20 protein-coding genes and 2 pseudogenes are annotated in these 25,263 nt (G+C 60.0%); 16 read left to right on the top strand and 6 right to left on the bottom strand.

The window, feature by feature from the left end:
* Positions 1 to 18: 18 nt before the first annotated feature.
* The 13 genes and pseudogenes from RGU44_RS25175 to madM form a co-directional block, all read left to right on the top strand.
* Positions 19 to 3,652, top strand: a pseudogene (locus RGU44_RS25175) (Hpt domain-containing protein); the annotation flags it as partial.
* Positions 3,653 to 3,732: 80 nt separating this feature from the next.
* Positions 3,733 to 6,063: pseudogene (locus RGU44_RS25170) on the top strand (response regulator); the annotation flags it as partial.
* On the top strand, positions 6,056 to 6,520 hold the full coding sequence (locus RGU44_RS18165) for a chemotaxis protein CheW (protein ID WP_219063987.1): 465 nt from the start codon (positions 6,056 to 6,058) through the stop codon (positions 6,518 to 6,520). The pseudogene RGU44_RS25170 and the gene RGU44_RS18165, both read left to right, overlap by 8 nt.
* A 111-nt stretch (positions 6,521 to 6,631) precedes the next feature.
* The gene (locus RGU44_RS18160) at positions 6,632 to 7,780 is read left to right on the top strand and encodes a Fic family protein (RefSeq protein ID WP_322218426.1); all 1,149 of its coding nucleotides are present in this window, start codon (positions 6,632 to 6,634) and stop codon (positions 7,778 to 7,780) included.
* A gap of 293 nt (positions 7,781 to 8,073) precedes the next feature.
* Complete coding sequence (gene mdcA, locus RGU44_RS18155) at positions 8,074 to 9,750, top strand: malonate decarboxylase subunit alpha (protein ID WP_322218424.1); 1,677 nt, start codon at positions 8,074 to 8,076, stop codon at positions 9,748 to 9,750.
* Positions 9,750 to 10,625, top strand: coding sequence for a triphosphoribosyl-dephospho-CoA synthase (locus RGU44_RS18150; protein ID WP_322218422.1), 876 nt, complete (start codon positions 9,750 to 9,752; stop codon positions 10,623 to 10,625). The genes mdcA and RGU44_RS18150 overlap by 1 nt, the downstream gene beginning before the upstream one ends.
* A gap of 2 nt (positions 10,626 to 10,627) precedes the next feature.
* The gene (locus RGU44_RS18145; protein ID WP_219063991.1) at positions 10,628 to 10,927 is read left to right on the top strand and encodes a malonate decarboxylase subunit delta; all 300 of its coding nucleotides are present in this window, start codon (positions 10,628 to 10,630) and stop codon (positions 10,925 to 10,927) included.
* Positions 10,920 to 11,771 (top strand): biotin-independent malonate decarboxylase subunit beta, encoded by an 852-nt coding sequence (locus RGU44_RS18140; protein ID WP_322176856.1) that lies wholly within the window; start codon positions 10,920 to 10,922, stop codon positions 11,769 to 11,771. Before RGU44_RS18145 ends, RGU44_RS18140 begins: the two co-directional genes overlap by 8 nt.
* Positions 11,772 to 11,785: 14 nt before the next feature.
* Positions 11,786 to 12,589 carry a biotin-independent malonate decarboxylase subunit gamma gene (mdcE, locus tag RGU44_RS18135; RefSeq protein WP_322278471.1) on the top strand — a complete coding sequence of 268 codons (804 nt, stop codon included), beginning with the start codon at positions 11,786 to 11,788 and terminating at the stop codon, positions 12,587 to 12,589.
* The gene (locus tag RGU44_RS18130; RefSeq protein ID WP_322176855.1) at positions 12,590 to 13,234 is read left to right on the top strand and encodes a malonate decarboxylase holo-ACP synthase; all 645 of its coding nucleotides are present in this window, start codon (positions 12,590 to 12,592) and stop codon (positions 13,232 to 13,234) included.
* Complete coding sequence (mdcH, locus tag RGU44_RS18125) at positions 13,231 to 14,166, top strand: malonate decarboxylase subunit epsilon (RefSeq protein WP_322218420.1); 936 nt, start codon at positions 13,231 to 13,233, stop codon at positions 14,164 to 14,166. The genes RGU44_RS18130 and mdcH overlap by 4 nt, the downstream gene beginning before the upstream one ends.
* A gap of 64 nt (positions 14,167 to 14,230) precedes the next feature.
* Positions 14,231 to 14,647 carry a malonate transporter subunit MadL gene (gene madL, locus RGU44_RS18120; RefSeq protein ID WP_322176853.1) on the top strand — a complete coding sequence of 139 codons (417 nt, stop codon included), beginning with the start codon at positions 14,231 to 14,233 and terminating at the stop codon, positions 14,645 to 14,647.
* A gap of 1 nt (position 14,648) precedes the next feature.
* Entirely contained in the window at positions 14,649 to 15,416 is a 768-nt protein-coding gene (madM, locus tag RGU44_RS18115) for a malonate transporter subunit MadM (RefSeq protein ID WP_322176852.1), read from the top strand.
* A 61-nt stretch (positions 15,417 to 15,477) separates the two neighbouring features.
* On the opposite strand, the gene RGU44_RS18110 is transcribed toward madM, so the two are convergent.
* Positions 15,478 to 16,404 (bottom strand): LysR substrate-binding domain-containing protein, encoded by a 927-nt coding sequence (locus RGU44_RS18110; protein ID WP_322176851.1) that lies wholly within the window; start codon positions 16,402 to 16,404, stop codon positions 15,478 to 15,480.
* 190 nt (positions 16,405 to 16,594) lie between these two features.
* On the opposite strand from RGU44_RS18110, the gene trhA reads away from it, so the two are divergent.
* Positions 16,595 to 17,212, top strand: a complete 618-nt coding sequence (gene trhA, locus RGU44_RS18105) for a PAQR family membrane homeostasis protein TrhA (protein WP_322176850.1) — start codon at positions 16,595 to 16,597, stop codon at positions 17,210 to 17,212.
* Positions 17,213 to 17,370: 158 nt separating this feature from the next.
* Here trhA and RGU44_RS18100 read toward each other — a convergent pair whose 3' ends face one another.
* Positions 17,371 to 18,090 carry a 16S rRNA (uracil(1498)-N(3))-methyltransferase gene (locus tag RGU44_RS18100; RefSeq protein WP_322176849.1) on the bottom strand — a complete coding sequence of 240 codons (720 nt, stop codon included), beginning with the start codon at positions 18,088 to 18,090 and terminating at the stop codon, positions 17,371 to 17,373.
* Positions 18,091 to 18,151: 61 nt separating this feature from the next.
* Positions 18,152 to 19,558 carry an adenosylmethionine--8-amino-7-oxononanoate transaminase gene (locus tag RGU44_RS18095; RefSeq protein ID WP_322176848.1) on the bottom strand — a complete coding sequence of 469 codons (1,407 nt, stop codon included), beginning with the start codon at positions 19,556 to 19,558 and terminating at the stop codon, positions 18,152 to 18,154.
* Between the two features lie 298 nt (positions 19,559 to 19,856).
* Here RGU44_RS18095 and RGU44_RS18090 point away from each other — a divergent pair, with 298 nt between their 5' ends.
* Together RGU44_RS18090 and RGU44_RS18085 are read left to right on the top strand one after the other, a co-directional pair.
* Complete coding sequence (locus tag RGU44_RS18090; protein WP_322218416.1) at positions 19,857 to 20,405, top strand: cytochrome b; 549 nt, start codon at positions 19,857 to 19,859, stop codon at positions 20,403 to 20,405.
* Positions 20,406 to 20,431: 26 nt separating this feature from the next.
* On the top strand, positions 20,432 to 21,013 hold the full coding sequence (locus RGU44_RS18085; protein ID WP_219064003.1) for a YceI family protein: 582 nt from the start codon (positions 20,432 to 20,434) through the stop codon (positions 21,011 to 21,013).
* Positions 21,014 to 21,135: 122 nt separating this feature from the next.
* On the opposite strand, the gene RGU44_RS18080 is transcribed toward RGU44_RS18085, so the two are convergent.
* The 3 genes from RGU44_RS18080 to metF form a co-directional block, all read right to left on the bottom strand.
* Positions 21,136 to 23,022, bottom strand: a complete 1,887-nt coding sequence (locus RGU44_RS18080) for a DEAD/DEAH box helicase (RefSeq protein ID WP_322218414.1) — start codon at positions 23,020 to 23,022, stop codon at positions 21,136 to 21,138.
* A 223-nt stretch (positions 23,023 to 23,245) separates the two neighbouring features.
* Complete coding sequence (locus RGU44_RS18075) at positions 23,246 to 24,076, bottom strand: substrate-binding periplasmic protein (RefSeq protein WP_322218411.1); 831 nt, start codon at positions 24,074 to 24,076, stop codon at positions 23,246 to 23,248.
* A 235-nt stretch (positions 24,077 to 24,311) separates the two neighbouring features.
* Entirely contained in the window at positions 24,312 to 25,157 is an 846-nt protein-coding gene (gene metF, locus RGU44_RS18070) for a methylenetetrahydrofolate reductase [NAD(P)H] (protein ID WP_322176844.1), read from the bottom strand.
* Between the last annotated feature and the right edge of the window lie 106 nt (positions 25,158 to 25,263).

Raw genomic sequence — 25,263 nt, 5'->3', positions numbered from 1 at the left:
GTAATGACTGGAGTTGTTATGGCTGATCGGCACGACTACGTGGCCCTCGAATGGGTCAAGGGCGAAATTGCCGAAACGCTCAAACAGGCCCGCCAAGCCCTCGAAGCGTTTGTCGCACACCCACAGGACCCGGCCTCAATGGTTGAGTGCCTGAGCTGTGTGCACCAGGTGCATGGCAGCCTGCAAATGATCGAATTCTATGGCGCGGCGCTGCTCGCCGAAGAAATCGAGCAACTGGCGCTGGCGTTGCAGCAACGTCGCGTGGCGCAACAGGCCGAAGCCGTGTATTTGCTGACGCAGGCTATGGTGCAGATGCCGGTTTACCTCGACCGCATCCATACCGCCAGACGCGATTTGCCGCTTGTGGTGCTGCCGCTGCTGAATGATTTGCGCAGCGCCCGAGGCGAGAGCTTGCTGTCGGAAACCAGTCTGTTTGCCCCGCAACTGCTCTGTGTTCCCGAACTCGACGCGCAGGCATTGGCCAAGCTAGACAGCCCTGACTTGGCGGCGCTGCTGCGCAAGTGGCGGCAAATGCTCCAAGCGGCGTTGGTTGGTTTACTGCGTGAGCAGGAGGTGCAGACCAACCTCGGTCACATGGCCAAAGTGTTTAGCCGCCTTGAGGCATTGTGCAAAGACGCGCCGCTCGGTCTGTTGTGGCAGATTGCGTCGGCGCTGGTCGCAACCATGGCTGACGGCCAGTTCACCAATAGCCCGGCGTTGCGCGGTCTGCTCAAAGAGTCTGACAAGGAACTCAAGCGCTTGCTCGAGCAGGGTATCAGCGCAATCAATCAGCCGGCGCCAGATGAGTTGCTCAAGAGCCTGTTGTTTTACATCGCCAAATCCGACAGCCAGGCGCCACCTATGTTGCTGCTCAAAGATCAATACGGCCTCGCCGAGTCCCTGCCCGATACCGCGCTGGTCGACGAAGAGCGTGCGCGGCTGGCGGGCCCGGATCGCGATGCGATGCGCTCGGTGGTGGTCGCGCTATGCGAGGAGCTGGTCAGGGTCAAAGATCGCCTGGACGTCTTCGTGCGCAGCGACCGCAAGCACGTTGGTGAACTCAACAGCCTGCTGCCGCCGCTGCAACAGGTCGCGGATACCTTGGCCGTCCTTGGCTTCGGTCAGCCACGTAAAGTCATCATCGATCAATTGGCGGTTGTTCAGGGTTTGGCCCAGGGCCAACGTGAAGCCGATGACTCTGCGTTGATGGATGTCGCTGGCGCACTCTTGTACGTCGAAGCGACCCTGGCCGGGATGGTCGGCACCGTGGAGCAGACGCACCGTGAAAACAGCCGCTTGCCAACGACAGACCTGACCCAGATCCATCAGTTGGTGATCAAGGAGGCGCGTATCGGGCTGCAGCAGGCCAAGGACATGATCATCGATTATATCGACGGCCCTTGGGATCGGCATCGGCTCGAGCCTTTGCCCGCGCTGCTGGTGCAGGTACGCGGGGCACTGGCGATGATTCCGCTGGCGCGAGCAGCCAGCCTGCTCGCGGTTTGCAACGAATACATCCAGGAGCATTTGCTGGAGGACAACACGCCACCAACCTGGGGTCAGCTCGATGGTCTGGCAGACGCCCTCACCAGTATTGAGTATTACCTGGAGCGTTTGGGCCAGGATCATGAAGCGCCGGGTGAGCAAGTGCTCGACCGGGCTCAGTCCAGTCTGGAGGGACTCGGGTATTCGCCGATACCGGACGCCGTTGTCGAGGTGCCGCTGCTCGATGAGGTGATCAGTCAGGACGAGTTGCTTGAGTTGCAGCCCCGTCAGGAACTGGTCAGCCCGACGCAGACCATCGCCCAAGTGCTTGCCAGCCCGGTTTCGGCCGTTAATCCGCCGGCCCTCTATGTGCCAACCAGCCTGTTGCCGCCGCCCGCCGATGAAGAGCGGGTGGACGACGAGTTGCTTGAGGTGTTTCTCGAAGAGACCGATGAGGTGTTGGTGGCGCTGCACGAGCACTTGCCACAATGGTTCGATGACCCTCGTGATACCGCCGCGCTGACCGAAGTCCGCCGGGCATTTCATACCCTAAAAGGCAGCGGGCGGATGGTCCGTGCGTTGATCCTCGGCGAGTTGGCCTGGTCCGCGGAGAACCTGCTCAACCGGATCATGGAGAACAGCGTCAAACCCGATCAGCGCGTTCGGCGTTTACTGGCTGACGTGCTGGCCTTATTGCCTGAGGTTATTCGCGAATTCGCCGACAATGCCCAGCATCAGCGTGATGATGTCGACCTGTTGGCTGCATGTGCCCACGCGCTGGCCAAGGGCGAAGAGGTGCTCATCGCTGCGGTCATGGCTCATACCGTCAATGCCAACGATGAGGCGTTGGACCCGCATCTGCTGGAGATTTTCCGTCAGGAAGCGCGAAGCCATCTCGACACGCTCAATCGCTTTCTCGACAGCGCCACCGAAGCGGTGTCACCGCCCATCAGCGACGACCTGCAGCGCGCCCTGCACACGCTCAAAGGCAGCGCTTACATGGCGGGCGTGCTGCCCATAGCCGAGTTGGCCAGACCCCTGGATCAGTTGATCCTCGAGTTTAAATCCAATCTGATTCCGCTGAGGCAGGCAGAAATTCAGCTACTGAAGGCCGCCGAACCCTTGTTTCGACAGGGCCTGCTCCAGCTCGACAGTGACCCGCTGGCTACCATCGTGGGCGCAGCGGCGCTGATCGACGAGGCGCATTCGCTGCTGGACATCCGCCTGGCGGCTGCCCTTAGCGCACCGAGCAACGGCCTGCGCATCAAGCGCAATCCGCAATTGATCGCGACCTTTCTGGCCGAGGGCATGGACATTCTGCTCGATGCCGAAAGCCTGTTGCAGCGCTGGCAGCAGCATCCCGGCGAGCGCCAGGAATTAAGCGCTCTGCTCGACGAGTTGACCACCTTGGGTCATGGCGCGCACATGGCCGATCTGCCGCAGGTGGATGAGCTGTGTGAGGCACTGCTGGACCTGTATGGCGCGGTTGAAGAAAGCAGCCTGGCGGTCAGCGAGCGCTTCTTTCATGAGGTTGAAAGGGCGCACGAAGCCCTGATCGACATGCTTGACCAAGTGGCGGCAGGCCAAGAGGTGGATGCCAGCCCGGAGCGCATTCGGGCCTTGCGCGAATTGCTCGATCAAGCCCTCGACCCTGGCGCCATGGGCCTGATCAAAAGCGACGGTAGCCGCTCGCTGAGCATCACCGAACTGAATGCAGCGACCGAGCAACTCGCGATTGAACAGTCGGTTGAACACGCTATTCAGTCCGCAGTGCAGGAGCCCGGAGAGACCGATGCACCGCTAAGCGGCCTCGATGACGAGATCGTGGAAATCTTCCTCGAAGAGGCGGTGGATATTCTCGACAGCGCCGGGCAGGCATTGCACCGTTGGTTGTCCGATCCTGACAACCCGTTGCCGCTGTCCTCGCTGCAACGCGATTTGCACACCCTCAAGGGCGGCGCGCGCATGGCTGAAATCGGCCCCGTGGGCGATCTGGGTCATGAGCTGGAATCCCTATACGAAGGCTTGATCGACCGCCGCTACTGTCACTCGTCCGCATTGGCTGACTTGCTGCTGCAAAGCCACGACCTTCTGGCGATCCTGCTGGAGCAATTGCAAGACCATCAGCCGCTCAGCAGTCCGGCTGAGTTGATTGAATATATCCGTGATTTTCGCCAGGGCACTGGCCAAGGTTCACGCCCTGACGTCGAGCCGAAACCCGTCAGATCAGCGGTCGATATCCTCGAAGAGCGCGACCCTGAATTGCTGGAGATCTTCCTTGAGGAAGGCTTCGACATTGTCGAAAGCTCCGGCGGCGCCTTGACCCGCTGGCAGGACGAGCCGCAAAACACGGTTGAGGTGGAAAACCTGCTGCGTGATCTGCACACCCTCAAGGGCGGCGCACGGATGGTGGAAATCGCCCCGATTGGCGACCTGGCCCATGAACTTGAATTTCTCTATGAAGGCCTGTCAGCCGGGTTGTTGCACAGTAATCCACTGCTGATCAGCCTGTTGCAAAGCGGGCACGACCTGTTGGCTGGCATGCTTGACGCCGTGCGTGCGCGGCATCCGCTGCCCAGCGCCACGTTGTTGATCGAGAGCATCCATCGTTTCAGCAGCCCAAACGGCTTGGGGTCGCTCACCGCCAAAGCGACACTGGACGATGCGCCGCGCGAGGCTGCACCCTCCAGCGCGGTGGCAGTGTCTTCGACGGCCGAAGCCGAGGCTGAGCGCACCCCACCGGAAACGGTCAAGGTGGCGGCCGAACAGCTGGAAAGCCTGGTCAATCTGGCGGGTGAAACGTCGATCTTCCGGGAGCGTATCGAACAGCAAGTCAGCGATGCCCATGTCACTTTGGTTGAGATGGAAACCACCATCGAGCGCATGCGCGACCAGTTGCGGCGTCTGGACATCGAAACCCAGGGGCGAATTCTCAGCCGCGAGCAGGTGCAAGCCGAGCGATTGGGCTATGAAGAATTCGATCCGCTGGAGATGGACCGTCATTCGCAGTTGCAGCAACTTTCGCGGGCCTTGTTCGAGTCTGCATCCGACCTGCTCGACCTTAAAGAAACCCTCGACACCCGAAATCACGACGCGCAAGCGCTGTTGTCACAACAGGCGCGGGTCAATACGGAGTTGCAGGAAAGCCTGATGCGCACGCGCATGGTGCCGTTCGAACGCCTGCTCCCACGGTTGCGGCGGATCGTGCGTCAGGTCTCCGGCGAGCTGGATAAACAGGTTCGCTTCGACGTGGGTGACGCAGAAGGTGAAATGGACCGTAGCGTGCTGGAACGCATGGTCGCGCCGCTGGAGCATATGCTGCGTAATGCCATCGATCACGGTCTGGAAAGTGCCGAAGAACGCCGAGCCGTAGGCAAGCCGCAAGAGGGGCGGATCAGCCTGAGCATGGTTCACGAAGGCGGCGATATCGTCATCGAGATGCGTGACGATGGCGGCGGTATTGATCTCGGGGCCGTGCGCCGCAAAGCCATAAAGCGTGGTTTGATGGAAGCGGATGCCGAACTGAGTGATTACGAGTTGCTCCAGTTTATCCTCCAGGCCGGGTTTTCCACGGCCGAAAAAGTCACCCAGATCTCCGGTCGCGGCGTGGGCATGGACGTGGTGCACGCCGAGGTCAAACAGCTTGGCGGCTCAATGGTCATTGACTCGACGCCGGGGCAGGGCACGTGCTTTCAAATCCGTTTACCGTTCACCGTGTCGGTCAACCGGGCGTTGATGGTGCAGTGCGGGGAAGAGCAATACGCGGTGCCGCTCAATACGGTCGAAGGCATCGTGCGGGTGATGCCCGGCGAGCTGGAAACCTGTTACCTGTCCGATCCACCACGCTACCACTTCGCCGAGCGAAGCTACGAGCTGCGCTACCTCGGCGAGCTGTTGAACAATGGCCTGCCCCCCAAACTGCTCGGCCAGACCCAGCCGTTGCCCGTGCTGTTGGTGCATGTGCACGACCATTGGGTGGCCGTGCAGGTGGATGCGCTGGCGGGCTCGCGGGAAATCGTGGTGAAAAGCCTCGGTGCGCAATTCGCCGGGGTGCAGGGCATTTCCGGCGCGACCATTCTTGGCGATGGGCGCGTGGTGTTCATTCTCGATCTGCCAGCGCATATCCGCGCCTTGTATGGTCGTCTGCAAGCGCAGCATGCCGCGGGCCAAAGAGCACCGAAGTTCATTGAGGTCACACAAGCCCGTCCGTTGTTGGTGATGGTGGTGGACGACTCGGTGACGGTGCGCAAGGTCACCAGCCGTCTGCTTGAGCGCAACGGCATGAGTGTGCTGACGGCCAAAGACGGAATCGATGCCATGGCGCTGTTGCAGGAACACACCCCCGACATTCTGCTGCTGGACATCGAAATGCCGCGCATGGACGGCTTCGAAGTCGCCAGCAAAATTCGCAATGACGACCGGCTCAAAGACCTGCCGATCATCATGATCACGTCCCGCTCCGGACAAAAACACCGCGACCACGCCATGGCTATTGGTGTTAACGACTACCTGAGCAAGCCGTATCAGGAGTCAGTATTGCTGGAAAGCATCGCCCAATGGAGTCCGGTACATGTCTAGCGCAACCCCCAGCCAACTGACCACCCTGACGGGGTTGCTGCTGCCCTTGGGCGACCGCAACCTGCTGGTGCCCAACGTCGCCGTGGCTGAGCTGATCGACTATCAGGACAGCAACGCCGAGCCCGATGCGCCCATCTGGTACCTGGGACCGATTTACTGGCGTAACCGCACCTTGCCGCTGCTCAGCTTCGAAGCCACCTGCGGCAGCCGCACCCGCGTCGGCGGCCGGGCCCGTATCGTCGTTCTCAACGCCCTGGGTGGCCGCGCCGACCTTGAGTTCATTGCGCTGCTGACCCAGGGCATTCCTCGCTCCTGCAAACTCGACAGCCAACTCAGCTACGTCGACGTGCCCTTGGCCGAACTGGAACTGGCGGCGGTGCAAGTCGGCGACACCGTCGCGAAAATCCCGGACCTGGTGGGCCTGGAGGAATTGTTGGTGGCGGCGGGGTTGGTTTAGACGGTGTGGGCGTGCCTGCGATATAGACGATGAGCCGAATAAATCGCACAATCGGCTCACCTAATGAGCCGAATAACGCTTTTATTCGGCTCACACGTTTCAGGACGACCCATGAACGAACCCACCGACTGGATATGGCAGCAATCCGACTGGCCGCATTTCACGTGGCGGGCTGATCGACTCGCGCCGTTGTTACGGGGGTGCTCGCAGGCTCAGGGGCGGTTGCTGGGAATGATCGGTGCGGCAGGGGTAGATGCCAGCGCGCAGACCGAACTGGATACGTTGCTGCAGAACATCATTACCTCATCGGCCATTGAGGGTGAGCAGCTGAATGCAGGATCTGTGCGCTCTTCTCTGGCGCGTCGCCTGGGGTTAACGGGGGATCAGCGTGTCAGTCAACGCAGCGAGGGTTTGGCTGAGCTGATGCTTGATGCCACCCGGCAACACCTGTCGCCCTTGACCCTTGAGCGGTTGTTGCACTGGCATACGTTGCTCTTTCCTGCGGAAGAAACGGTGCTGATGCGTGGTATCCGCGTCGGCACCTTGCGCGGCGAAGAGGCGATGCAAGTGGTGTCTGGAAGGCTGGATCGGCCTACCGTGCACTTTGAGGCGCCACCGCGAGCAGGGCTGGACGTACAGCTCACTCGTTTCCTTGCGTGGTTCAACAGTAGTCGTACAGACGCCAGTCTCGACCCGTTGTTGCGAGCGGGCATCGCGCATTTCTGGTTCGTGACGGTGCACCCGTTTGACGATGGCAATGGTCGTCTGACGCGCGCAATCACCGACCTTGCTTTGGCTCAAGGCGAAGATCAGTCCATTCGCTTTTATGCGATGTCGGCAAGCATCCTCAGTGCGCGTCAATCCTATTACAGCATTCTCGAAGCCAGTCAGAAGGCTACGCTGGATATCACGCCATGGCTGGAGTGGTTTCTGCACACGTTGCTGCATACGCTGGAGCAGGCCATAAAGCGCATTGACCGAGTCCTGGCCAAGGCGCGCTATTGGCAGCAGTACCGCGAGCACGGCCTCTCTGCCGAGCAAATTAAAGTGCTCAACCGTTTACTCGACGGGGATGTGTTGGTTGATAAACCTGGCGCAGGTTTCGACGCGGGTATTAGCGCTGCGCAGTACCAGACCGTTGCGAAAGTGAGTAAAGCCACCGCCACCCGGCATCTCCGTGATCTGTTGGACAAAGGCTGTCTGGAGAAACTCCCAGGCGGCGGGCGCAGCACTCGGTATCAGATCAACTGGGCGGTTTGATTTACAGGGTCCATGTAGGAGATTCCGCCCTGTCTTCGACGCCGCGCTGTCGCGCAGCAAACTGTAGGAGCGCGCTTGCCCGCGAAAAGGCCGGCACGGCCTTCCGGCGGCGGTGAATTCACTACTTTTTCCAACGCTTCGCGCTGGATCGCAGACAAGTCAGCTCCTACAGAGGATCAGCGTCTGGCTGAAATCATTACTCCAGCCGTAATGATTTCATCCCTTGCTTGATTGATGCGCTTCACCATTCCCTCATAAGGTGGCTCACGACAGCGAAAACGCGTGGAGTGAGCATGACAACAATAAATACACCCGATCCGCGCTGGTCGCGTCGGCGCAGCGAAAAGCAGCGGCGACTCGAGCAGGTGCGGTCTCTCGCCGATGGCGTGGTATTGCCGACCGAGAATATCGTCGCCGCGCTGGAAGCCTTGTTGGCCCCCGGCGACCGTGTGGTGCTTGAAGGCAACAACCAGAAGCAGGCAGATTTTCTTTCCCGTTCCCTGGCCAAGGTCGATCCGGCCAAGCTGCACGATCTGCACATGATCATGCCCAGCGTCGGCCGGTCCGAGCATTTGGATCTGTTTGAACGCGGGATCGCCCGCAAGCTGGACTTTTCCTTCGCCGGCACGCAAAGCCTGCGCATCAGCCAGTTGCTGGAAGATGGCTTGTTGGAAATCGGCGCCATCCATACCTACATCGAATTGTACTCACGGCTGGTGGTCGATCTGATCCCCAACGTGGTGTTGGCGGCCGGCTTCATGGCGGATCGTGCCGGTAACATTTACACCGGCCCCAGCACTGAAGACACGCCGGCACTGGTCGAACCGGCGGCGTTCAGCGATGGCATCGTGATCTTCCAGGTCAATCAGTTGGTGGATGATGTCAGTGACCTGCCTCGGGTCGATATTCCAGCGTCCTGGGTCGACTTCGTGGTGGTGGCGGATCAGCCGTTTTACATCGAGCCGCTGTTCACCCGTGACCCGCGCCACATCAAGCCTGTGCACGTGTTGATGGCGATGATGGCGATTCGCGGCATTTATGAAAAACACAATGTGCAGTCGCTGAACCACGGCATCGGTTTCAATACGGCCGCCATTGAGCTGATTTTGCCCACCTACGGCGAGTCTCTGGGCCTGAAAGGTAAAATCTGCCGCAACTGGACCCTCAACCCGCACCCAACGCTGATTCCAGCCATCGAAAGTGGCTGGGTCGAAAGCATTCATTGCTTCGGCACTGAGTTGGGCATGGAAAATTACATCGCTGCGCGACCGGACGTGTTCTTCACCGGCCGTGACGGCTCGCTGCGCTCCAACCGGATGATTTGCCAATTGGCCGGTCAGTACGCGGTTGATCTGTTTATCGGCGCAACGTTGCAGGTGGATGGCGATGGCCATTCCTCGACCGTGACCCGTGGGCGCCTGGCCGGTTTCGGCGGCGCACCGAACATGGGCCATGACCCGCACGGCCGTCGTCATGCGACCCCGGCCTGGCTGGACATGCGCCAGCAGACCGGTGACGGTCCGGCCGCCTACCTTGAGCGCGGCAAGAAGCTGGTGGTGCAGATGGTCGAGACCTTCCAGGAAGGCGGTAAACCGACGTTCGTCGAAACCCTGGACGCGATCGATGTGGCGAAGAAGAGCGGTATGCCACTGGCGCCGATCATGATTTACGGCGATGACGTGACCCACTTGCTCACCGAAGAAGGCATCGCCTATCTGTACAAGGCGCGGACTCTGGAAGAGCGTCAGGCGATGATCGCTGCGGTCGCAGGCGTGACGGCCATCGGCATGCGTCACAACCCTAAAGATACAGCGCGCATGCGCCGCGAAGGCTTGATCGCCTTACCTGAAGATTTGGGCATCCGCCGCACCGACGCCAGCCGCGAATTGCTGGCCGCGAAAAGCGTCGCCGATCTGGTCGAGTGGTCCGGCGGCCTGTACAACCCGCCCGCCCAATTCAGGAGCTGGTGATGCGCGCACTCAACCTGCAACCTGTCGTTGTTTCGTTGGCCGACCGTTTGGCTGACCTGGCCGTGGATGCGCTGATCGATGAAGCAGACCTGTCGCCGAAACCGGCGTTGGTCGACCGTCGCGGTAGCGGCGCGCATCAGGATCTGCACCTGGGCTTGATGCACGCTTCTGCGCTGTCGTTGTGGCCAGCGTTCAAGCACATGGCCGAAGCCGCCCTTGAGTTTGGCGTCGTTGGCCAGCCACTGCGCGAGGCCGTGGGCCGGATCGGTCGCGAAGGTGAAGTGGTGATGCTCAACACCACCGGTGGCGTGAACACCCATCGTGGGGCTATTTGGGCTTTGGGTCTGTTGGTGACGGCGGTGGCCCTGGAGCCTGGCCATTGCACGGCGGCGGGCATGAGCCTGCGGGCAGCGAAACTGGCATTGATCGATGACCGCCATTCGCCGTTGCAGAACAGCCACGGTGCCAGAGTCGCCCAGCGTTATGGCGCACGCGGCGCTCGGGAGCAGGCGCAGCTGGGCTTTCCAGCCGTGATCCAACATGGCCTGCCGCAGTTGCAACGCAGCCGCGCCGCCGGGCACGGCGAACAGAGCGCTCGACTCGATGCGCTGCTGGCGATCATGACCACCCTGGCCGACACCTGTGTGCTGTACCGCGCTGGCCAGCCGGGACTTGAAGCCATGCAACTCGGCGCGCAACGGGTCCTGGATGCTGGCGGCAGCGCCAGCCTCGGCGGTCGGCGTTGCCTGCATGAACTGGATCAACAGCTGTTGAGCCTGAACGCATCGCCGGGTGGCGCTGCGGACCTGCTCGCCGCGTGCCTGTTTATCGATAGCCTTGAGCCTGGGCTCGGCGATCAATCGAGGATTTTTTGATCATGGAAACCCTGTCTTTTGAATTCCCTGCCGGGCAGCCGCCCCTGAGGCGTGCGTTGGTGGGTTGTGTCGGTTCGGGTGATCTGGAAGCCCTGCTTGAGCCGGGTCAGCCGGGCAAGCTATCGATACAGGTGGTGACATCGGTCAACGGCAGTGCCGCCCGTTGGCAGCACTTGTTCGAGCGCATGTTCGACGGGCAATTGCCGCCCGCGCTGGCCATCGATATTCATGATTTCGGCGCGACGCCGGGTGTGGTGCGGTTGCGTCTGGAGCAAGGTTTCGAGGAGATAGGTCATGACTGACAACGCGCGTTTATTGCGTCAGCACAGCTTCGTCGAACTCAATGCTCGCCAACGTGCCCGCGCCATACTGGATGCCGGGAGCTTCCGTGAGTTGCTCGACCCTTTCGCCCGGATGATGTCGCCTTGGCTGGCCAAGCAAGGCGTTGTGCCGCAGGCCGATGATGGCGTGGTGATCGCCAAAGGTTCTATCGGCGGCCTGCCGGTGGTGGTCGCCGCCATTGAAGGCGCGTTTCAGGGCGGTAGCCTCGGCGAAGTCGGCGGGGCGAAGATTGCGGGTGCGCTGGAACTGGCCGCCGAGGACAACCGTAACGGCATTCCAACCGCCGCCGTGTTGCTCCTGGAAACCGGCGGTGTGCGCCTGCAAGAGGCCAATCTTGGGCTGGCGGCGATTGCTGATATCCACGCGGCGATTGTCGATTTGCGCCAGTACCAGCCGGTGATTGGTGTGATTGCCGGGAGCGTTGGCTGCTTCGGCGGGATGTCCATCGCTGCCGGTCTATGCAGCTATATATTGGTGACTCGCGAGGCCCGTCTGGGTTTGAACGGACCACAGGTGATTGAGCAGGAAGCAGGCATCGAAGAGTACGACTCGCGCAACCGACCTTTCATCTGGAGCCTGACCGGGGGTGAGCAGCGCTTCGCCAGCGGCTTGGCAGATGGTTTCTCGATTGATGATGTGACGAGCATTCAGCGTCAGGTCGATACCTGGCTCAAGCAGGGTTTGCCTGAACAGCAACGCAGCGGTCAATACGCACTGTTTCTGCAGCGCCTGGCGCAGCTGGATACAGCACCCCAAATCGATCCACAGACGGTGCGCACCCTTTATCAAGGAGAACGGCCATGAGCGAGTACGTAACCATGAGCGAGTATTCGCAACGCGGGTTGCACTGGTTTTTGGCGTTGAGTGGCGGGGCGACTGAAGTTGTGGGTTTGCCTGCATCGCTCAAGGTGGCCGACGGCATGCTGGGCGATCAGCCGGTACGTTTTCTGGCGGTGGTCGCTGACCCTGAAAACCGTTTCCCTCGGGCGCGCAACGGCGAAGTCGGGCTGCTTGAAGGGTGGGGATTGGCCAAGGCGGTGGATGACGCGATAACGCTGGATCAGCGCAGTGAGCACAAGCGCGCCTTGATCGTCATTGTCGATGTGCCGAGCCAGGCGTACGGTCGGCGCGAAGAAGCGCTGGGCATTCATCAAGCCCTCGCCGGTGCGGTGGACAGCTATGCGCGCGCGCGTCTGGCCGGGCATCCGGTGATTGCTTTACTGGTGGGCAAGGCCATGTCCGGTGCCTTTCTGGCTCATGGTTATCAGGCCAACCGTCTGATTGCCCTGCGTGACCCGGGCGTCATGGTGCATGCCATGGGCAAGGCTTCAGCCGCCCGGGTCACCTTGCGCACCGTTGAGGAGCTGGAAAAACTGGCCGCCAGCGTGCCGCCAATGGCCTACGACATCGACAGTTACGCGACCCTCGGGTTGCTGTGGGAAAGTCTGTCCGTCAGCCAGATTGAGCAACCGACGGCGCAAGACATTGATCATGTTCAGGCGTGCCTGACACTGGCGATCAAGGATGTGCAAGCGACCGGCACGGACCTGGCCAGCCGCCTGGGTGCGAGCAACCGTGCGGCGTCTGCCAAGGTGCGTGAATTACTCCGGGCGCAGTGGTAAATGAACGCCTCCGTTGCTGTGCTGCCCCACGACTTGCTCTGGGGGTTGCCTGTGCACGCGCTGGCTGACGATGCGCCGAGCTGGGTCGCCGAGGCGTTGAGCCTTGGCCATCCAGTGGTGGTGCGTCGCGCGGTGTGCTCAGCGGATAAGATCGCGGTCGGTGTTCGTGGTCAGCAGCGCGAACAGCGCTACGCCACGCTGATCAAGTGCGCAGATGTCCAGCGCCAGGTGCAGCCGGAGCAACTCATTCATGTGGAGAGTCAAGAGGGTCGCGACTGGCCTGCGCTACGAGCACTGGCGCAGGTTCGGCCGCTGATGGAAGACCTGGGGTTAGTGTGGGGCGTCAGCGGCAGTGCCGGTTTTGAACTGGCCAGCGGGTTGGCTGCGCTGCATCGTGACAGTGACCTTGATTTGATTTTGCGCACGCCACAGTTCTTCAGCCGCGAGCAGGCGGCCGAGCTGGTCCGCGTATTGGATGCGACGATGACGCGAACGGGCTGCCGGATCGATCTGCAATTACAAGTCCCTGGCGGCGGTATGGCCTTGCGCGAGTGGGCTGGCCCAGCGCGCAAAGTCCTGCTTAAAACTTCTGAGGGCGCGTGTCTGCTCAGCGATCCTTGGCGATTGATTGAGCACGCCGCATGAGCAGCCTTATGGTGTTTCCCGGCCAGGGCGCGCAACAGCCGCACATGCTGCATCGTTTGCCGGACGAAACGTTGGTCCGCGATTGCCTGCGCCAGGCCAGCGACGAACTGGGTGAAGAGGTACTGGCACTCGATTCGGTCGAAGCCCTGGCCGATAGCCGCGCCGTGCAGTTGTGTTTGTTGATTGCGGGTGTGGCGTGTGCCCGCGTGCTGATCGAGCGCGCAAGCCCCCCCGATTACGTAGCAGGCTTGTCCATCGGCGCTTATCCAGCGGCGGTGATTGCCGGTTCGCTGGCGTTTGGCGATGCCGTGCGTCTGGTGGCCCTGCGCGGTGAGCTGATGCAGGGCGCTTACCCTCATGGTTACGGCATGACTGCAATCATGGGGCTGGATCAACCTGCTGTCGAAGCGTTGATCGGGCAGGTTCACGGCCCGGACACGCCGGTTTATCTTGCCAATATCAATGCGGATAACCAGTTGGTGATCGCGGGCAGCGATGGCGCGATGGCAGAGGTCGCCGAGCGAGCAAAAAAAATCGGTGCTTCGGCGGTCAAGCGCCTGGCGGTCAGTGTGCCATCTCATTGCGCCTTGTTGGAGCAACCCGCTGTAACGTTGGCGGAGGCTTTTGCCAAAGTGTCTGTGCAGGCCCCGACCTTGCGCTATCTCAGCGGCAGTACTGCGCGGTTGGTGCTGACCGCCGATAAATTACGCGACGACCTGGCGTTCAACATGTGCCGGGTGATTGATTGGCGCAGCACCGTGCAAACCGCGTATGAGCGCGGCGTGCGTCTACAGATCGAGTTACCGCCAGGCACCGTGTTGACGTGCCTGGCCAGAAAAGTGTTCGAACAAGGAGCGGCAGTCGCCTTTCAAGGGGCTCGCCTGGATACGCTGAGTGCGCTGCTGCGAGAGGAGGAAACCCGCAACCCCTAGACCGTACGCCAGCTGCGAAGGATAAAAACAACAACTTCGGCAACGCAATGTGAGGATAAAAATAATGATTATTTACGGTGTGGCCTTACTGGCTATCTGCACCCTGGCAGGCGTCATTCTTGGCGATATGCTCGGCATGCTGCTGGGCGTTAAATCCAATGTGGGCGGGGTTGGCATTGCCATGATCCTGTTGATCTGCGCCCGTCTGTGGATGCACAACCGCGGCGGTATGACCAAGGAATGCGACTTGGGCGTGGGTTTCTGGGGTGCCATGTACATTCCTGTCGTGGTCGCCATGGCCGCGCAACAGAACGTGGTCGCAGCCTTGCACGGTGGACCGGTTGCGGTATTGGCGGCCATTGGCTCGGTGGTGGTTTGTGCTTGTGCCATTGCGCTGATCAGTCGAACTCATAAGGGCGAACCTTTGCCGGACGAAGAGCCGACGCTTATTCCCGGTGTGACGTCGGTAGGGGGGCGTTGATATGTGGGCGCTCATGGAAAAAGGTTTGGCAAATAACGGCCTGGTCACTGCGTTCGCCTTTATCGGCGTGGTGATGTGGATTTCGGTGGTGATCTCAAGAAGACTGACGTTCGGGCGCATTCACGGCTCGGCCATTGCCATCGTTATCGGGCTGGTACTGGCGTGGGTCGGCGGTACCATGACGGGCGGACAAAAAGGCTTGGCGGACCTCACGCTGTTTTCGGGCATCGGCTTGATGGGCGGTGCCATGTTGCGTGACTTCGCCATTGTCGCTACAGCGTTCGAAGTGCAAGCCAGTGAGGCGCGCAAGGCCGGATTGATAGGGGTCGTTGCCTTGCTATTGGGCACCACACTGCCGTTCATTGTTGGCGCGAGCATCGCCTGGATGTTCGGTTATCGTGATGCGGTCAGCATGACCACCATCGGCGCAGGTGCGGTGACTTACATCGTCGGGCCGGTAACCGGCGCAGCGATTGGCGCGAGTTCGGATGTGGTGGCGCTGTCCATCGCGACAGGCTTGATCAAAGCGATTTTTGTGATGGTCGGCACACCGATGGCTGCACGCTGGATGGGCCTGGATAACCCGCGCTCGGCGATGGTGTTCGGTGGTTTGGCCGGCACGGTCAGCGGCGTGACCGCAGGCCTGGCGGCGACGGACCGTCGGCTGGTGCCTTACGGCGCCCTGACCGCGACCTTCCACACCGGGTTGGGCTGCCTGTTGGGGCCGTCGGTGTTGTACTTCATCGTGCGCGGGATTATGGGGGCGTAACAACGCCATTCGCAGCGGGACGCATAGTCACTTATACCTACGCGTCCCGCTACGAAGCTTTTCAAGTCTCAGGCTGCGAATGCCGGTTGGCGTACATCCGGCATTCGGCCACAAACGCCAGCAGGTTTGGGTCGCGTTCCTTCGATTTGAGGAACACGACACCAATATGCTGCTGCATCCGATAGCGTGCCTGCAACGGAATCAAGCGCACCCTATTCTCATAAACGGCGGCCACTCGTCCTGGCAGCAACGCATAACCGACCCCGGAGCTGACCATGCTCAGCAGGGTGAAAATGTCGTTGACCTGCATCGCCACCTTTGGCTCGAAGCCCGCCTGCTGGAACACTCGAACCCCGTCCTGATGCGTCGCGAAACCCTGTGCCAGGGTAATGAATGTCGCTTCGCGCAGATCGCTCAAATCCACTTCGCTTTGCTGTGAAAACGGTGACTCTGCGGGCGCGGCGAGGAAAATATCATCGGAAAACAGCGGCAGGTGTTCGCAGTCAAGATCGTTGACGCTTTCATTGAGCGATACCAGAATCGCGTCCACTTCCATGTTCTTCAGTTTGTAGAACAGGTCGATGTTGGAGCCCATGATCAAATCGATGTTCAGCTCACTGCGACGCAGTTTCAGGCCCATGATCAGCTGCGGCACTGTCTTGATGGTCAACGAGTACAGCGAGCCCAACTTGAACCGTGCGGCTGAAAAGCCGGCGGCCTGACGGGTCAACTCCACTGTGGCGACCACGTCCTGAATCAATTTCTGCGCGCGCTCTTCCAGCACGTAAGCGCTTTCGAGCGGCGTCAGGTTGCGACCTTCGTGCTTGAACAGTGGGCAGCGCAGGGCGCTCTCCAGTGAATGGATAGCCCGATGCACGCTGACATTGCTGGTCTGCAGCTCCACTGCGGCCCGCGCGAGATTGCCGGTGCGCATAAAAGCCAGGAAGATCTCCAGCTTCTTGAGGGTCAGTTCTTCGTCGATCAGCATGGCAGGGACTCTTATTCGTAGCTCTTCAATAATGTGAGCAGGTGGATTGTGCCTAACTCAGCGCGTGCTGGCTGCAAGCGATTTCAGCATTTAGGGCTTTAAAAATATCGCGTGGGCCCGCGTGGGGCATTGCACTTTTCGCGTAGAACCCTGAGCCTTGCGCAGTCGGTGTTTTTGGAGGTTTGCGAACATGTATCACGGAGAACGCTTCAACGCCTGGACGCATCTGGTCGGCGCGGTGCTGGCTTTTGTCGGTGCGGTCTGGATGCTGGTGCTGGCAAGCATGGACGGCGATGTATGGAAGATCGTCAGCACGGCGATCTACGGCGTGACCTTGTTGCTGCTGTATAGCGTATCGACCGTGTATCACAGCGTCCGGGGACGGGCGAAGGTGATCATGCAAAAGGTTGATCATCTGTCGATCTATCTGCTGATCGCGGGCAGCTACACCCCGTTCTGCCTGGTGACGTTGCGTGGGCCATGGGGCTGGACACTGTTCGGGGTTGTCTGGGGACTGGCGGTGATCGGCATGTTGCAGGAGATCAAGCCACGCTCCGAGGCGCGCGTGATGTCCCTCGTGATCTACGCGGTGATGGGCTGGATCGTGCTGGTGGCAGTCAAGCCACTGATGGCTGCGCTGGGAACGGCGGGCTTCACTTGGCTGGCGGCCGGCGGGGTGTTTTATACCGTGGGGATTATCTTTTTTGCTTTCGATAGCCGCTTCCGGCATTGGCACGGTATCTGGCACTTGTTCGTGATCGCCGGCAGTTTGCTGCACTTTGTGGCAATCATGTTTTATGTGCTTTGACACATAACCCGTAGGCGCTTGGTCCCCCTTGTCTGCGATAAGCCTGGGTCGCGCTCGACCCGAAGGACCTTCCAGCGGTGGTGAACTCACCATCTTGGCCAGCGCTCCGCACTGGATTGCAGACAAGTCAGCTCCTACGGATGGTGTGGTACGACAGTTTAGAAATCACCCCACAATTGCTGCGCCACGCTCAATGCGACCACGGGTGCGGTTTCTGTGCGCAGTACGCGCGGGCCGAGGCGGGCGGCGTGGAAGCCCGCATCCTGGGCCTGATCGACTTCGGCATCATTAAGCCCGCCTTCCGGGCCGATCAAAAAGGCCAGGGTGCCGGGTTTGTTGTGGCTGGTCAGCGGTTCTGCGACCGGGTGCAATACCAGCTTCAGGTCGGCTTCGGTCTTCTTGATCCAGTCAGCCAGCACCATGGGCGCATGAATCACCGGCACCACAGAGCGCCCGCATTGCTCGCACGCGCTGATTGCAATCTGTTGCCAGTGGGCCTGGCGCTTTTCTGCACGCTCATCTTTGAGGCGAACTTCACAACGCTCACTGACGATGGGCGTGATTTCGCTGACGCCCAGTTCGGTCGCCTTCTGAATCGCCCAGTCCATACGCTCGCCGCGTGACAGCCCCTGCCCCAAATGAATCCGCAACGGCGATTCGATTTGCCCGGCAAACTGTTCATTCAGCTGCACCCGCACGCGCTTCTTGCCCACTTCGAGCAATGTGCCGCGAAACTCGCTGCCCGAGCCGTCGAATACTTGCAGCGCGTCACCTTCGGCCATGCGTAATACGCGACCGATGTAGTGCGCCTGGGCTTCTGGCAGCTCGTGCTCGCCGAGGCTCAAGGGCGCATCGATAAAAAAGCGGGACAGTCTCATGTTCGTTCTCTGAAAGTGTTTAGGTCCTTGTAGGAGCGGGCAAGTGCGCTTCCACAAGGGATCAGCCTGGATCTCGAAAGTCTGGATGAAAGTTTTCATGCACCGCAACGCTGATGCTGGTGCGGGTCGCGATGTCGATGCCTTCGGTGGCCACTTCGGCAAGAAAGTCGATTTCTTCCGGGGTGATGACATATGGCGGCAGGAAATACACCACGCTGCCGAGCGGCCGCAGCAGGGCACCCCGTTCGAGGGCATGCTGGAACACCTTCAAACCGCGTCGTTCTTGCCAGGGGTAAGCGGCTTTAGTGGCTTTGTCCTGCACCATCTCGATGGCCAGCGCCATGCCGGTTTGACGGACTTCGGCGACATGGGGGTGATCGACCAGATGCGCGGTGGCGCTGGCCATGCGTTGCGCCAGGGCCTTGTTGTTCTCGATGACGTTGTCTTGCTCGAAGATGTCCAGCGTCGCCAGTGCCGCCGCACACGCCAGCGGATTGCCAGTGTAGCTGTGCGAATGGAGGAAGGCGCGCAGGGTCGAGTAGTCATCGTAGAACGCGTTGTACACGTCATCGGTGGTGATGCACGCCGCCAAGGGCAGATAACCACCGGTCAGGGCTTTGGACAGGCAGAGGAAGTCCGGACGGATGCCAGCCTGTTCGCACGCGAACATCGTTCCGGTGCGCCCGAAGCCGACGGCGATTTCGTCGTGAATCAAATGCACGCCATACCGATCACAGGCCTCGCGCAACAGCTTGAGGTACACCGGGTGATACATGCGCATGCCGCCCGCGCCCTGAATCAACGGCTCGACAATCACCGCCGCGACAGTGTCGTGGTTCTCAGCCAGGGTCTGCTCCATGGCGGCGAACATGTTGCGCGAGTGTTCTTCCCAGCCCATGCCTTCAGGCCGGTGGTAGCAGTCCGGGCTCGGCACCTTGATGGTGTCGAGCAGCAGCGCTTTGTACGTCTCGGTAAACAGCGGCACGTCGCCCACCGACATCGCCGCCATGGTTTCGCCGTGGTAGCTGTTGGTCAGGGTGACGAAGCGCTTTTTATTCGGCTGGCCGCGGTTGAGCCAGTAGTGAAAGCTCATTTTCAGCGCGACTTCGATGCAGGACGAACCATTATCTGCGTAGAAGCAGCGGGTCAGGCCCTCGGGCGTCATCTTGATCAGACGCTCGGACAGTTCGATCACCGGTTGGTGGCTGAAACCGGCAAGAATCACGTGCTCCAGCTGGTCGACCTGATCTTTGATCCGTTGATTGATGCGCGGGTTCGAGTGACCGAACACGTTGACCCACCAGGAGCTCACGGCATCCAGGTAACGCTTGCCTTCAAAATCTTCTAGCCAGACGCCTTTGCCGCTCTTGATCGGGATCAGCGGCAGGCTTTCGTGGTCTTTCATCTGGGTGCACGGATGCCACAGCACCGCAAGGTCGCGTTGCATCCACTGGTTATTCAGGCCCATTGGCAATCTCCGGGTGGCAACTCGCATGGCGCGAGGGCAAACAATCGCGCAAGCCTATGCAATGCGTGGCTGCGGAACAACCTCTTGTGACGCAGAATGACAATGTGGTGCCACTCATCGGGATCGAATGTCCGATTGTCACGGTGCAGTATTGTCGGTCGGGCATTAACGGGATGCTGGCATCCGGCTGAAAGGAGTCAGCCTATGATCGTATTTCTCGATATTTCAAAGCGAAATTTTGCGCTTTCATTCGATAGATAAAAAGTTAGTCTGAGACCCACTTTTGAAGGTAACTGTGATGCAGCTACGCAACTCCTCCTCTCGTTACGGTCTGGTCAGCATCTTGCTGCACTGGGGTGTGGCGCTTGTTGTCTTTGGTTTGTTCGCACTGGGTCTGTGGATGGTCGACCTCGACTACTACGATACCTGGCGCAAAGCGGCTCCTGACCTGCACAAGAGCATCGGTCTTACCTTGTTCGCTGTGATGGTGGTCAGGGTGGTCTGGCGCTTCATCAGCCCGCCACCTCCTGCACTGTCCGCTCAGAGTCGGCTCGTCCAATGGGGGGCTAAGTTCGGACATCTGTTTCTTTATGTCGGTTTGTTTGCCGTGATGTTTGCCGGTTACCTCATTTCCACCGCCGACGGTGTGGGGATTCCGGTGTTTGATCTGTTCGAGGTGCCGGCGTTGATTTCCAGCATCCCCGATCAGGCAGACGTCGCGGGCGCTGTTCATGAGTACCTGGCCTGGGCATTGGTGATTTTCGCTGGATTTCACGCCCTGGCCGCATTGAAACACCACTTTATTGATCGCGATGCGACCCTTACGCGCATGTTGGGTCGCGACTAATGTTCAACCTAAACGGAAATAAACGCATGTTGAAGAAGACGCTCGCCGCTCTGGCTCTGGGTACTGCTCTGTTGTCCGCCGGGCAAGTGATGGCCGCTGATTACAAAGTCGATAAGGAAGGCCAGCACGCCTTCGTTAACTTCAAGATCAGCCATTTGGGCTTCAGCTACATCTACGGCACGTTCAAGGACTGGGACGGCACCTTCAGCTTCGACGCGAAGAACCCGGAAGCCAGCAAGATTAATGTCACGCTGAAAACTGCCAGCGTCGACACTAACCATGCTGAACGTGACAAGCACATCCGCACCCCTGATTTCCTGGACGTAGCAAAATTCCCGGAAGCCAAATTCGTATCGACTTCGGTCAAGTCGACTGGCACCGACACGGCTGACGTGACCGGTAACCTGACACTGCACGGCGTGACCAAGCCAGTCGTGATCGCTGCGCATTTCCTGGGCGAAGGCAAAGATCCATGGGGCGGCTACCGTGCAGCCTTTGAAGGCACCACCACTATCAAGCTGAAGGACTTCGCGATTCAGAAAGATCTGGGCCCTAAAACCCAGGAACTTGAGCTGATCTTCTCGTTTGAAGGCGTTCAAGCCAAGTAAGGTTTGCTCGCAACATAAAAACGCCGACCTTTGGGTCGGCGTTTTTATGTCTGGAGTCGCATGATATCCAGACCAAAAAAAACGCCCCGGTCGGGGCGTTTTTTTATGCAGCGTGTCTGGCTTTAACCTTCGCGGTTGCGGGTCAGCAATGCGGGTTTCTCGCCACGTGGACGGCTTGGCAGTTGGTCGAGTTGATCAGCCGACGGGAAGCGATCGCTTTTTGACTCTTTGTGCACGATCTTCGGCTGCGGTGCACCTTCGCGAGGACCTTTGACCACAGGTTCCTGACGTGCGGGCTGATCATCGCGAGCGGCGGCAGGGCGACGATTGCGTGGCGCGTCGTCACGACGGGCCTGGCCATCGCGTGGCGCGCCGTTACGTGGACCAGAACGGGCGGCAGGCGGTGTACCCGTGGTCGAGCCAGCGCCGGTGCGAGGACCGCTTGGGCGACCCGAGCTTGGCGCGCGAGCAGCAGGTGCTGTACCGCCTGCGGTAGCCGCAGGTGCCGGAGCGCCCGGACGACGACCACGACTCTGGCCTTTATTCGGGTACGGGCTCACGTAGTCAGCGCGGTTGCCGAAGTTATCCACTTCGTCGTCCAGGAACTCGTCCGGGGCACGGTCGGCACGCGGGGTTGCCTGACGCTGCTCGCGGGCAGGTGTGCCCTCGCGCGGCTTCTGGGCTGGACGCTCAGGACGTGCGGCGGCTGCCGGCTTTTCCTGACCCTTGTCCTTGCCTTTATCCTTACGGCCGCCACCACCGCCACTGCCGGTCGGGCCATCGCCGCGAGGGCCACGGGGTGCGCGTGGGTTACGCACATCCGGACGCTCACGTACTTCTGGCTTCTCTGCTTCAACCGTTGTGATATCGAAGCCCATCAGGTCGCCATCGGCGATTTTCTGTTTGGTCATGCGCTCAATGCTTTTGAGCAGCTTCTCTTCGTCCGGCGCGACCAGCGAAATCGCTTCGCCGCTACGGCCCGCACGGCCTGTACGGCCGATACGGTGCACGTAGTCTTCGTCGACGTTCGGCAGTTCGAAGTTGACGACGTGGGGCAGCTGGTCGATATCGAGACCGCGCGCGGCGATATCGGTGGCGACCATGATCCGCACCTGGCCAGCCTTGAAGTCAGCCAGTGCTTTGGTTCGGGCGTTCTGGCTCTTGTTACCGTGGATCGCCACCGCCGTGAGGCCGTGCTTGTCCAGGTACTCAGCCAGACGGTTTGCACCGTGCTTGGTCCGGGTGAAAACCAGCACCTGTTCCCAGGCACCTGCGGTAATCAAATGCGCCAGCAACGAGCGTTTATGGCTCGAAGACAGACGGAATACGCGCTGTTCGATACGCTCGACCGTGGTGTTCGGCGGCGTGACTTCGATGCGTTCCGGGTTGTGCAGCAGCTTGCCTGCCAAGGCCGTGATGTCGTTGGAGAAGGTCGCCGAGAACAGCAGGTTCTGGCGCTTGGCTGGCAGGCGAGCCAAGACTTTCTTCACATCATGCACGAAGCCCATGTCGAGCATCCGGTCGGCTTCATCGAGCACCAGAATTTCAACGCGGGACAAATCGACGCTGCCTTGACCGGCCAGATCGAGTAGACGGCCTGGGCAGGCCACCAACACGTCAACGCCTCTAGCCATGGCCTGGACTTGCGGGTTCGTGCCGACACCGCCAAAAATAACGGCGCTGACGAACTTCAGATCCCGGGCATACACCTTGAAGCTATCGTGTACTTGCGCCGCGAGCTCGCGGGTTGGGGTCAGGACCAAAACGCGCGGTTGGCGCGGGCCGTGACGCTGGGATTTGTCCGGATGACCGTTGGGGAACAACCGTTCCAGAATCGGAAGGGCGAAGCCGCCGGTTTTACCAGTACCTGTCTGCGCCGCAACCATAAGGTCGCGACCTTGCAACACGGCGGGAATGGCCCGCTGTTGCACCGGAGTAGGCTCGGTATAGCCCGCTGCCTCGATGGCGCGGACTAAAGCCTCGGAGAGACCGAGGGAAGCAAAGGACATGAGTAATCCTGTTTTAGTTAGGGCTGGGCCCATTGAGAAGGTCTTGCCTGGCGTGAATGGCGTTTAGAGGACGCAATCCCGTCCGGTCCTGCTGGGTCTTGACGTGCGTCTCGGCATATCGGCGCGGGAAAGAAAAGTCGCGACTGACGTGATCGAGATGCCTTATGCAAGGCCGAGCGTCCGGGCGTAAGCCTGGCGGGAATGCCGGAGTATAACAGAGCAATCACAACGCGCTGCTTTCCTGCTGCTCAACGGTTTTTTCAGGCGCAGACGCCGGCTGCAGTGGCGTGGTGAGCAACGTGGTAGCCGTTGGCGTCGCCTCGCCAGCATAGCGGGCACTCAACTCGGCGTACGCCGGTTCGCGTTTGAAGCGTTTGAGCTCGGCACCAAAGCGCTGCACCAGCAGGTCCATGCCCACATTTTTGCGCAGAGCAAGGTATTGCGGCTCACGGCTGATGACGGTTGGCAACTGGCTGATTTGCTCGCGAACCTTCAATTCATCAAGCAGATACTGGCCGACACGGCGGTCGGTAATCACCAGATCGATCCGCCCGCGCAGAAGCTTGCCGAAATTGGCTTCATGGGTGGGCGCTTCTTCACGGGCGAACAGCGGTGAATCCCTAAATTCCGGGCTGTAAAGATAGCCCGGCGAAACCCCTACGGTCAGGCCGCGCAGGTCTTCCAGGCTTTGAAACGGGTGGGGACGGGCGTTGGCGTAGAACAGCACGAACTCGACATCGGACAGAGGTTCGCTGGGGTACAGCAATGAATCAGTGCGCTCGGCGTTCTGGAAAATATCCAGTGCGCCGTCGGCCTGGCCCTGTTCAAGCATCGCCAGGCAACGCTTCCAGGGCAGGAAATGCCACTCCACTTCGATGCCCAGGCGCTGGAAGATGATCGACGTTGTTTCGTAGTCCAGCCCGCGTGCCTGACCATCCTCCATGTACACGTAAGGTGCCCAGGGTTCGGTGACGATGCGCAGTTTTTCGCCTAAAGCAGTGAAGCTAAGACAAGTGAGGACCAGGGCAGTCAGGAGTCGGACAATGTGAGACATCGCCTGAGATTACGACGGACGTTGCCTAAATAGAAGCGCCGGATCGGACCTCTGCGGCTAATGGATCACTTCTGTTCATGTCGGCGTTGCATCATCTTGCCAACAGCAGCCATGCGAAGCATCGCTGGAAGTAGTCACGTAGTCCAAGGTGTCAGCCGAGTCTCGATGAGGCGAGATCCGGCTGATTCAACGTGCTGGATGTTACACGCGCAAGATGATCACGTTAGATTGGTTTTTAACGTGGAAGCTTGAGGTTATTCCAGATCGCCAGGCTGGGTTCTGCCTGGTTAAGGGTATAGAAATGCAGCCCTGGTGCGCCACCTTGCAACAGGCGCTCGCACATTTGTGTGATGACCTGTTCGCCGAACGCCTGGATGCTTTGCACGTCATCGCCGTAAGCTTCCAGCTGCTTGCGGACCCAGCGCGGGATTTCTGCACCGCAGGCGTCAGAGAAGCGCGCGAGCTTGCTGTAGTTAGTGATCGGCATGATGCCCGGCACGATAGGAATGTTCACGCCCATCCTCCGCACACGCTCGACGAAGTAGAAGTAGCTGTCGGCGTTGAAGAAGTATTGGGTGATAGCGCTGTCGGCACCGGCCTTGGCCTTGCGCACGAAGTTTTGCAGATCGTCTTCGAAGTTGCGTGCCTGCGGATGCATCTCCGGGTAGGCGGCGACCTCGATATGGAAGTGACTGCCGGTCTCTTCACGAATGAAGCTCACCAGATCGTTGGCGTGGCGCAGCTCACCGCTGGCCATGCCCATGCCTGAGGGCAGGTCACCGCGCAGGGCGACGATGCGTTTGATCCCGGCGTCTTTGTACTGCGTTAGCAGTGCGCGCAGGTCAGCCTTGCTGTCGCCCACGCAGGACAAATGCGGGGCCGCAGGGACTTTGACTTCGCTTTCCAGCTGCAGCACGGTGCTGATCGTGCGGTCGCGGGTCGAGCCACCGGCACCGTAGGTGCAGGAGAAAAAATCAGGGTTGTAGCTGGCCAGGTGACGGGCCGTGGTGAGCAGTTTTTCATGCCCTGCATCGGTCTTCGTCGGGAAGAATTCGAAGCTGAAGCGACGGTCGTTAGACATGGACGCCGATCTCATTGTAGGAGCGGGCAAGCCCGCGATAAGGTCGGAACGACCTTCAAAATGCTGAAACCACATCGGTTCGCGTGTCTGATCGCGACGACCGCTA

It is taken from the genome of Pseudomonas sp. 5C2, from assembly GCF_034314155.1.
Classification (GTDB): domain Bacteria; phylum Pseudomonadota; class Gammaproteobacteria; order Pseudomonadales; family Pseudomonadaceae; genus Aquipseudomonas.
The sequence above is the reverse complement of the archived record's forward strand: the minus strand, read 5'-3'. Positions and strand labels throughout refer to the sequence as shown.

What these genes read in the sequence shown, in the direction of transcription:
- RGU44_RS18085 (WP_219064003.1), top strand. Translation starts at nt 20,432, where the DNA reads ATGTTGAAGAAGACGCTCGCCGCTCTGGCTCTGGGTACTGCTCTGTTG.
- RGU44_RS18075 (WP_322218411.1), bottom strand. Translation starts at nt 24,076, where the DNA reads ATGTCTCACATTGTCCGACTCCTGACTGCCCTGGTCCTCACTTGTCTT.
- RGU44_RS18150 (WP_322218422.1), top strand. Translation starts at nt 9,750, where the DNA reads ATGCGCGCACTCAACCTGCAACCTGTCGTTGTTTCGTTGGCCGACCGT.
- mdcH (WP_322218420.1), top strand. Translation starts at nt 13,231, where the DNA reads ATGAGCAGCCTTATGGTGTTTCCCGGCCAGGGCGCGCAACAGCCGCAC.
- RGU44_RS18090 (WP_322218416.1), top strand. Translation starts at nt 19,857, where the DNA reads ATGCAGCTACGCAACTCCTCCTCTCGTTACGGTCTGGTCAGCATCTTG.
- RGU44_RS18110 (WP_322176851.1), bottom strand. Translation starts at nt 16,404, where the DNA reads ATGCTGATCGACGAAGAACTGACCCTCAAGAAGCTGGAGATCTTCCTG.
- madL (WP_322176853.1), top strand. Translation starts at nt 14,231, where the DNA reads ATGATTATTTACGGTGTGGCCTTACTGGCTATCTGCACCCTGGCAGGC.
- RGU44_RS18080 (WP_322218414.1), bottom strand. Translation starts at nt 23,022, where the DNA reads ATGTCCTTTGCTTCCCTCGGTCTCTCCGAGGCTTTAGTCCGCGCCATC.
- RGU44_RS18095 (WP_322176848.1), bottom strand. Translation starts at nt 19,558, where the DNA reads ATGGGCCTGAATAACCAGTGGATGCAACGCGACCTTGCGGTGCTGTGG.
- RGU44_RS18145 (WP_219063991.1), top strand. Translation starts at nt 10,628, where the DNA reads ATGGAAACCCTGTCTTTTGAATTCCCTGCCGGGCAGCCGCCCCTGAGG.
- RGU44_RS18140 (WP_322176856.1), top strand. Translation starts at nt 10,920, where the DNA reads ATGACTGACAACGCGCGTTTATTGCGTCAGCACAGCTTCGTCGAACTC.
- metF (WP_322176844.1), bottom strand. Translation starts at nt 25,157, where the DNA reads ATGTCTAACGACCGTCGCTTCAGCTTCGAATTCTTCCCGACGAAGACC.
- RGU44_RS18160 (WP_322218426.1), top strand. Translation starts at nt 6,632, where the DNA reads ATGAACGAACCCACCGACTGGATATGGCAGCAATCCGACTGGCCGCAT.
- trhA (WP_322176850.1), top strand. Translation starts at nt 16,595, where the DNA reads ATGTATCACGGAGAACGCTTCAACGCCTGGACGCATCTGGTCGGCGCG.
- mdcE (WP_322278471.1), top strand. Translation starts at nt 11,786, where the DNA reads ATGAGCGAGTATTCGCAACGCGGGTTGCACTGGTTTTTGGCGTTGAGT.
- RGU44_RS18165 (WP_219063987.1), top strand. Translation starts at nt 6,056, where the DNA reads ATGTCTAGCGCAACCCCCAGCCAACTGACCACCCTGACGGGGTTGCTG.
- mdcA (WP_322218424.1), top strand. Translation starts at nt 8,074, where the DNA reads ATGACAACAATAAATACACCCGATCCGCGCTGGTCGCGTCGGCGCAGC.
- madM (WP_322176852.1), top strand. Translation starts at nt 14,649, where the DNA reads ATGTGGGCGCTCATGGAAAAAGGTTTGGCAAATAACGGCCTGGTCACT.
- RGU44_RS18130 (WP_322176855.1), top strand. Translation starts at nt 12,590, where the DNA reads ATGAACGCCTCCGTTGCTGTGCTGCCCCACGACTTGCTCTGGGGGTTG.
- RGU44_RS18100 (WP_322176849.1), bottom strand. Translation starts at nt 18,090, where the DNA reads ATGAGACTGTCCCGCTTTTTTATCGATGCGCCCTTGAGCCTCGGCGAG.